6 protein-coding genes are annotated in these 8,839 nt (G+C 47.3%); 5 read left to right on the forward strand and 1 reads right to left on the reverse strand.

The genetic code is table 11. The annotated features are described in order from the left end of the window. Positions 1 to 11 precede the first annotated feature (11 nt). The 3 genes from trpB to Q0140_RS11495 are packed head-to-tail and all read left to right on the forward strand — an operon-like array spanning position 12 to position 3,094. The gene (trpB, locus tag Q0140_RS11485; protein WP_297964722.1) at positions 12 to 1,193 is read left to right on the forward strand and encodes a tryptophan synthase subunit beta; all 1,182 of its coding nucleotides are present in this window, start codon (positions 12 to 14) and stop codon (positions 1,191 to 1,193) included. After that, the gene (trpA, locus tag Q0140_RS11490; protein ID WP_297964713.1) at positions 1,186 to 1,932 is read left to right on the forward strand and encodes a tryptophan synthase subunit alpha; all 747 of its coding nucleotides are present in this window, start codon (positions 1,186 to 1,188) and stop codon (positions 1,930 to 1,932) included. The genes trpB and trpA overlap by 8 nt, the downstream gene beginning before the upstream one ends. A 10-nt stretch (positions 1,933 to 1,942) precedes the next feature. Then, positions 1,943 to 3,094, forward strand: coding sequence for a hypothetical protein (locus Q0140_RS11495; protein ID WP_297964715.1), 1,152 nt, complete (start codon positions 1,943 to 1,945; stop codon positions 3,092 to 3,094). Positions 3,095 to 3,312: 218 nt separating this feature from the next. On the opposite strand, the gene Q0140_RS11500 is transcribed toward Q0140_RS11495, so the two are convergent. After that, positions 3,313 to 5,403 (reverse strand): TonB-dependent receptor, encoded by a 2,091-nt coding sequence (locus Q0140_RS11500; protein WP_297964717.1) that lies wholly within the window; start codon positions 5,401 to 5,403, stop codon positions 3,313 to 3,315. A gap of 449 nt (positions 5,404 to 5,852) precedes the next feature. On the opposite strand from Q0140_RS11500, the gene yedE reads away from it, so the two are divergent. Further along, a complete protein-coding gene (yedE, locus tag Q0140_RS11505; RefSeq protein ID WP_297964719.1) occupies positions 5,853 to 6,914 on the forward strand; it encodes a YedE family putative selenium transporter in 1,062 nt (353 codons plus the stop codon). 209 nt (positions 6,915 to 7,123) lie between these two features. Then, a complete protein-coding gene (locus Q0140_RS11510) occupies positions 7,124 to 8,614 on the forward strand; it encodes a sulfatase-like hydrolase/transferase (protein ID WP_297964720.1) in 1,491 nt (496 codons plus the stop codon). Positions 8,615 to 8,839 lie beyond the last annotated feature (225 nt).

An 8,839-nucleotide genomic window follows, 5' to 3' on the forward strand; every position in this document is an offset into this window, starting at 1 on the left:
GAGGAGATAGGATGAATAAAAAGGCGTATTTCGGGAGTTTCGGCGGGCAGTTCGTGCCTGAGACGGCGATGTTTGCGCTCGAGGAGTTGGAGGATGCGTACAACACCATAGCGCAGACTAAGGAATTTAAAGATGAGCTTGAGTACTTGCTGCGCGAATACGCGGGGCGTCCGACGCCGCTATATCACGCTGCGCGCCTTAGCGAGCACTACGGGCATGAAATTTATCTAAAGCGCGAGGATCTCAACCATACGGGCGCACATAAGATCAACAACGCCCTTGCGCAGGCGCTACTAGCCAAAAAGATGGGCAAAAAAAAGATCATCGCCGAAACCGGCGCGGGTCAGCACGGCGTGGCGACTGCGACGGCAGCGGCGCTATTCGGGCTTGAGTGCGACGTATATATGGGCGAGACCGACGCTGCGCGCCAGCAGCTCAACGCCTTTAGGATGCAGCTTCTGGGCGCAAATTTAATCAAAATCGGCACCGGTCTTAAAACTCTCAAAGAGGCCACTACTGCGGCGATTCAGGCGTGGGTGAACGAGATCGAGAGCGTATTTTACGTCATCGGCTCGGCGGTCGGGCCGCATCCGTATCCTAAGATGGTTAGGGATTTTCAAAGCGTCATCGGCACCGAGACCAAATCGCAGCTCGCAAGCAAGGGAGTCAAGGCCGATTACGTCCTAGCTTGCGTAGGAGGCGGAAGCAATGCGATAGGAATTTTTAGCGCGTTCGTAGATGATCCTAGCGTGCAACTCATCGGCGTCGAAGCGGGCGGCTTGGGCGCGCATACCCCTTATCATGCAGCGACTATTACTAACGGACGCGCGGGCATCATCCACGGCATGAAAACGATCGTACTGCAGGATAAATTCGGCATGATCGAGCCTGTTCACAGCATCTCGGCGGGGCTTGATTATCCGGGCGTAGGCCCTGAGCACGCGCATCTGCACGAGATAAGTCGCGCAAAATACGAAGCGGTAACCGACGATGAGTGCATCACGGCGCTTAAACTGCTCTGTAGGCTCGAAGGCATCATCCCCGCGATCGAAAGCGCGCATGCGTTAGCGTATTTAGAAAAGCTCTGCCCGCAGCTAAAGGGCAAAAAAACGATCGTCGTAAACGTAAGCGGCAGGGGCGATAAGGATATGGATACCGTGATGAACTACAAAAAAGGAACGATTTATGGATAAGATCAAGGCGGCCTTTGCCGGCAAAAAGGCGAACATCGGCTATATCGTGGCGGGCTATCCGAGCCCAGCGCACACGAAGGAGTTTTTGTCAAATTTAGATGAAAGCGTGATCGATCTGCTTGAGATTGGCATCCCGTATTCCGATCCACTCGCGGACGGTCCGGAAATTTTTAAGGCGAGCTTTTCTACGGTGCAAAACGGCGTAAACGCGGGCACAGTATTTGAAATTTTAAAAGAGGTGCAAACGCGCAAGCCGCTCGTATTTTTGGTCTATTACAACGTGATCTTTGCCTACGGCGCGCGCGAGTTTGTAGCGCAGGCGGCGCGCTACGGCATCAGCGGACTAATAATCCCCGATCTGCCGTATGAGGAAAATGAGGAAATTTTTGCACTTTGCGAGGAGTTCGGTATCGCGCTCATCCCGCTTATCAGTGTTACGAGCGAGCACCGTGCTACGCGAGTTTTGAGCCGCGCGCGAGGATTCATCTACGGCGTAGGCGCTATCGGCGTGACCGGAAGCAAGCAAACGCCGATTTCGCGCCTAAAAAATATGGTCGCAGATCTTAAAAAGATGAGCGATCTGCCCATAGCGATCGGCTTTGGTATCCGCACTGCCGGCGACGTTCGCGCTACGAAAGAATACGCAGACGGCGCTATCATAGGCACCGCGATCGTAAATTTATGCGCAAATTACGGCGGGCGCGAGCTGCAAGGCAAGATCGCCGAACTTTTTAACTAACGGAAAGAGCATGAAAAAGATATTTTTGATTTTAATCGCAAATTTTTGCCTCGGCGCCAATCTGATGCAATACGATCTTTTCAACCACGACGATAGCGTGGATATCGTCTTGGCGTTTGACTCCGCATATAAGCCCGACATCGTGCGCAGCGTCGATGGGCAGTCGATGAGCCTTATTTTAAAGGGGCTCGGCGGCGATGAGAAATTTAACGAGATGCGCACTAATCAAAAGGTCTTAAAAAGCTTTACGATAGCGCCTAAGGGCAAGGATATCGAGATAAATTTCCCTACTGGAGCCGATCTATCGGTCGATGCTCTTACTCAAGACGGCAATTTAAAGCTCATTTTGCGCGTAAAAAATCCCGCTTTCGATCAGAGCAAGATGAGCGTAAAGAGCGAGGCGAATGAAACGGCGCAAAGCAGCAGCAACGGGATTTCCGTGATGCCGATAATCGTAGCGTTACTGCTTGCGGCTGCGGCTTTCGTAGGCGTGCGAAAATTTTTATCGCACAAGCCGCAAAAAAGTATCGACGAGACATGGCGGGTTTTTGAAGACGACGCTAGCATGGATAGCGCTGACGTGGACGAAGCGGGCATAGATGAAATTTTAAACGAATCCTCTTTTAAAAATCAGAGCGGATCAAAGAACGCAAATTTTACCAATTATTCTGACTCGCAGGAGTTTGCGAAGAAAGATGAAGCCTCTGCTTTAAATTCCAAAAATTCTAACGACTCAAAAAACGTAGATAGCGCAGATTTTTTTAGGGGCGAGAACGTGAGCGAAGAGAGTGCACACGATAAATTTTACGATGAGGTTGCGCGTGCCGAGTGTTCGGAAGCTACGGAGGCGGACGAAAACTCTGAGAGCGCCGAGAATATAGGCACAGCGGATAAAATTTCGCCGCTTAAAGTAAGCCCTGCCGAGAGTGGTACGATGGAATTTCGCGAGGGAGCAAAAGAAAGATCGGATGCAAAAGAGCCCAAGGTTTCGGCATTTAGAAGCATTTTAGAAAATGAGCTGCTTAGCTCGGATACCGCAAGACCTAGCGATGTGCGAGTAGAGCTGGTGCGCGAAATCGACGAAAATAATGCTGTCGTAGTGCTAAGCTTCGCGGGCAAAAAACATCTAGTGGTGTTAAAAAGCTCCAACGCTATCGATTGATGAGGCGTGGAATTTCGCAGCTTGCGGGCTTTACGACCCATAAAATTTTTGCAGTTTGTTAAATTTTAAAAATTGCGGAATTTTATAGCGCTAGAAATTTATGCCACATTTAAGCCTTATCAAAAAGGTCGCGATGAGGTTTAAATTTAAAAAGAAAGAAGGGCAAAAGCTGGGTAAGTTTTAAAATTTAACCCGCGCCTTGCCCGTATAAGCTTAATCTAAAATCTTACTTCCAAATCGACGTAGAAATTTCGTCCAGCACCCACCACCACAGTCTCGCGCGTGCGGTTTGCGTTGATGTAGTGTCGATCGAAAATATTATTTACGCCAAAGCTTACGTCCGCGCCGTCAAGGGCCGGAATAATGCCGTTTTTGATCTTGTAGCTTCCTCTGAAATTTGCGATCGTGAAAGCTTTATCGACGTAAAAATATTCCGTTCTGCGAGCGAAATAGGAAGCGGGTTTAGAATGAGGCTTAAAATAGTGGCTTACCTCAAAGCCTAAATTTAAATCGTGCAGAGGCGAGTAGAAAGCGTGCGCGCTTAACTTTTTGGCGTGATTGTTTATATTTTCGTGCGTCTTTTTATTGTAAATTCTAAGTCGCTCGAAGCTCGCGCCGAAATCAAAGTCCTGCGTTTGGTAGTTTGAGCTAAGCTCAAAACCATGCCTTTTGGCTTGATCGATATTTTGATACTGCCCGTATTGTTGCGAAAAGCCGCCCGGCGGCACGCCTAGATGCGGTAGCGGCTTAACGTCAATCATATCTTTGATATTGCCGTTAAAATAGATAAATTTCATATCGAAGTGATCGTCCGTAAAAATTTCATCCTGTTTAAAGCTAAATCCGACCTCGTACTCTTTTACGGTCTCGGGCTTTAGATCGGGATTTGGGATGTAATAATAATGTATGTTCATCGGCCCTGATTGCGATGTCTCGTGCGGAGTAGGCGCGCGGAAACTCTCGCTGTATCCCGCTAAAAGCGTAAATTTATCAAAGAGCGTATAGGCAATCGCCGCGCGCGGAGAAAATCTCGAATCTTTAAATTTAGCCGATCTGCCTTTGATGTCGCGATCGAATCTATCGTATCTACCGCCTAAGGTAAGCTCTAAATCATCGTGCAAGCGGATCAAATCCTGCGCGAAAAGCCCGTAGCTATTGTATTCGTTCGGAAAGGAGGCGAAATCTCTTAGCGCTCCATTTTGGATAAAGATCGCATCCTCTTGCCTATTTTCGTAATCGCCGCCGAAAGCGAAGCTATGATTTAAAAAGCCCGTGTCGAATTCCGAGATATTTTTGATCTCTAGTCCCTTACGATCGTCTTTGTTCGTGTAGCTGCCGGTATCTGCGCCGTCGATATAGCCGCGTTTATACTCGGCTCTGCTTTTGTAGGCCTTAAAAGACATATCCACTAGCGGGCTTTGCGGCGTGAAGCTCCAATCAAAAACATAATCTCTCTGGCTTAAATTTCCGCTTACGAAGAGATCTGCATCATTTTGCCATAGTGTCTGCCACATCGTGTGTAAATTTTCGTCGTAATCAAAGGCGCTGAAGCTTATGCGGTGATCGTCTAAATTTGCGCCGATCTTAAAAAATCCGGTATCGATATGCTCGTTATTAAAGGTCTTGTCGTAGCCCTCGCCGTAGTGCGTGCCGCCGTCTGCGAGCTTAATATTGCCGTAGCTCGCGCGCTTGCCGTAGAGCAAAACGTCGATCGGAATTTCCTCGCCCTTGCCGTAGATTGCGCCGCGCGTGCTATGCATATTGTTTGATTCAAGCCTCTGTCCTAGCATCAAGCCTACGTTTTTGCCGTCGTGTAGATAATCGCTCGCGCTTTTGGTTTGCATATTTACGATACCGCCGATTGCGCCCGAGCCGTGAAGCACGGACGAGGCGCCCTTTATGACCTCGACGCGCTTTAGGATGTCGCTATCGGTGCGGAAGGATGAGATCATATTGGAGTACATCCCCGCGCTTCTGCGCACGCCGTCTTGCTTGATGATGACGCGCTCGTCGCTTTGATATCCGAATCCGCGGATCTGAAACTGCCTGCCGATCTGTCGCCCCATATCCATACTGCCGTCGACGCCCGGTATCTGCATGATCGAATCGATCACGTTGGTTTTGGCTTTCATATCCTTGGGGGTTAAAATTCCGGCCGAGCCCGCGTATTTTAGGTTATCGACCGCGCTTACCGTCGCCTGCACGACGATTTGACCCAGATCCTGCGACTTCGTGGCGTTGTTTTCGGTCGCATTCGCTCCGCTTATCGCGCCTATTGCAAGCGGCACCAATAAAATTTGCTTTTTCATGCCCCGACCTTTAAAATAAAATTGAAATACATTATTATATATCCGCATACTTAAATAAGGTTGAAATTTAATTTCAAAACTATTTGAAATTTGTTTTTATTGGCGGCAAGTAATGCGCCCCGTCTGAGCCGCTTGCGCGCTTTGACTGCGTCTTGTTTGTACTTTATCGCGCCGCTTCTGCACCTGGGCTATGTTCCGCTTGCACCTGTTTTTATCGCGTTTCGTCTGACTGCCTCTACGCCTTGGCTTCTCGTTGCGATCCGTCTGCGCCACGTTCAGGTTACTAAATTTGGCATTTCTACCACAGCAAAGAGTCTAAATTTAAACGCCCGCGATTTTAAAATTTAGTTTTTTGCAAATTTAGATCGGAATTTATTTACTTTTTATTTTACAAAGGATAAAATCGCGCCTAAGAGATCGGTCGATCTAGATTATTTCAGGATCTTTTCATGAATAACGTTAAATGGTACATCATCGCAGGCGCCGTGCTAGGCGTGCTGGGTGCGGCGCTGGTGCATTTTGGAAACCCGGGCAATATGGGCGTTTGCGTCGCTTGCTTTTTGCGCGACACCACCGGCGCGTTAGGTTTTCACCGAGCTAGCGCAGTGCAATACATCCGCCCGGAGATCATAGGGCTCGTGTTCGGCGGCTTTTTGGCAAGCGTGCTTTGGACGCGCGAGTTCGCGCCGGTTACCGGCAGCTCGCCGTTTGCAAAATTTTTCCTAGGGATCTTCGCGATGATCGGCTGCCTTGTGTTTTTGGGATGTCCGTGGCGCGCGTTTTTACGCCTAGGCGGCGGCGATTTGACAGCGCTAGCCGGATTGGCAGGTCTGATCTGCGGCGTACTCATTGGGTTTTTGCTTAAAAAGCGCGGCTATGAGGCGAGCAAAGAGGCAAGACTTAGCGGCCCGATCGGAATTTTGCCCGTGATACTGGGCGCAGCGCTACTTGCGGCTTTGGTTTTCGGACTCAAAACGGGCGAGAGCGGCGCGCTTTTTATCTCGGCTAAAGGCCCTGGCGCGCAACACGCCGCGGTAAGTATCTCGCTGGCTGCTGGCATTATCGTGGGCGCGGTGATGCATAAGAGCAAATTTTGCAGCGTCGGTGCATTCGGTAGAATTTTCCGCGGCGATTTCTCGATGTTTTGGGGCGTGCTAAGCGTCATCGTGTTTGCGAGCATCGCAAATATCGCGTTTGGACAATACAAACTCGGCTTTGAGGGCCAGCCTATCGCACATAACGATTTCGTTTGGAATTTCTTGGGTATGGTGCTCGCGGGTCTTTGCTTCAGCCTAAGCGAGGGCTGCCCGGGCAAGCATCTGGTGCAGGCCGGCACGGGAAATTTAAGCTCGGGCGTCTTCATCATCGGCATGGCGGCGGGCGCTGCGATCGCGCATAATTTCTTGCTCGCAAGCTCGGCTAAAGGTATCACCGAGTTCGCTCCTTACGCGGTCGCGATCGGTTTTGTTTTCGCGCTTTACGTGGGGGTTTTTCAAAGGCGCGCCGGTTAGCGCGAGCGCTCGGCTCGGCGTCATGTCTCTCCATGTGACGGCGAGCCATGCTTAGATTCTAAAATTCTATGCGGTGGAATTTAAAATTTTCGCATAGAATTTTGTGCCGCTATTACTTTTAAAAGCAATTTTTGCGTCTGCGTTAGTAAATTTTAAAGTTATTCTTGTTAGACTGTGCGTTATATTTTTGCCAAATTTAAGGTTGATTTTTGGAATTTGTCACAATTTTTTCAGTTATTCTTTTTATTGCCTCATTGTTTTTTGCAGCACTTTTGCCGCGCAAAAATTTGAAAATTGCTGTGGGTATAATTGCGCTAATTTATATTTTTGCACTTTGTTTTGATTTATTGTTATTTTTCGTTTTCGGTAAGCACTTTGGGTTATTTGTGATAATGTTTTTTCGTACCTCTATGGAGGGCGCACCGATTGCAAGTTTTGCGCGTGAAATTGCGATTTTGACGGCAATCTGTGTAGCAATAGTATTGCTTAGTGTGATTATTACCGTGCGTATTTTACATTTTCACCGCAGTTCGAAGCTTAGCATTTTATTTGTGCCGTGCATTTTGGCGGCATTTTTCTTAAACCCTCTCTATATCGCAGCTAAAGAGTATTATTTGCAGCTATATCCGCCAGTAGAAGCGATTAAAAATCAGGTTTATCCATATCTAGCCGTTCCACATCCCAAAGCCCCGTTTAAGCATAAAAATATCGTATACATTTTTTTAGAAAGCTTTAATCGCGCATATACCGACGATAGAATTTTTGTTGGGCTTACGCCACGCCTGAATGCTCTCAAAAATCGTATAGATTTTTCCGAGATACGCCAAGTAGTAGATACTGGTTTTACTATTAAAGGGCTGTTTGGTTCACACTGCGCTGCAAATTATACGTTTGCATCTGCCAAAGATATGGCTTCTGAAAATTTTACTAAAAATATTGTCTGCGCTAGCGAAATTTTACACTCTTTGGGATACCATACCTATTTTATAAAGGGCGCTGACTTAAATTTTCAGGGTACTAGAGGCTTTTTGCGTCAAAGAGGTTATGACGAAATTAAGGGGAGAAGCGAAATTTTAGCCGTGGATCCATCGGTTCATACTAACGAATGGGGTGTGGATGACGATGATATGCTTCGTGTGGCATGGAATGATTTTGAGCGTCTGAACAAAGTAGGTAAGCCGTTTTTGTTCTCACTTCTCACGATTGGTACGCACACTCCAAGTGGATTTATCCCGCGCTCATGTGAAGGGCTAGAATATAATGAAAATGCCGTGCCAATGCTACGCACGGTGCATTGCAGTGACCTATTAGTGAGTAAATTTATTGAGCAAATCCGCTCAAGTCCATATGCAGCGAACACAATCATTGTACTGCAAAATGATCATCCGCTATTTTATAAAAATGCTATAGATGGTGGCTTTGGCGATGAACTTAAAGACGAGCGGGACTTATTTGTGATACTGGATGATGATTCGGATGGAGAGTTCGAGATCAAAAAGCGTGGTACTTCGTTCGATACTTTTACAACTGTGCTTGGGTATTTAGGAATCTTGGATGAGATGAATTTCGGCAGAAACCTGCTCTCGCGCGAGAGCTTACCATTTGATGCCGATGATGAATTCTTTGTAAACGCAAGTAGAATTTTGTCTAAGCTTTCTTATGACGAAACGGTACGAGCACAGCAAGAGTCTAGCAAATAGACTCATTTTTGTCACCTCAAGTAGTATAAACGGATATAAAACTCCCTCGTTTTAATCCTTGCCGATTGCGATTTACATTTGAGGCATTTATTTGCAACAATCATGGAATTTTGTAAATATAAGAGTTCTATATTATGTATCTAGCTAGCCGTGATATCGTAAAATTATGTTTATATTGCACCGCAAATTCGCTTTTACTAAGTGTAGCATACAGATTTAACACTT

Origin of the sequence: uncultured Campylobacter sp. (assembly GCF_938045405.1) — a bacterium.
Lineage (GTDB): Bacteria > Campylobacterota > Campylobacteria > Campylobacterales > Campylobacteraceae > Campylobacter_B.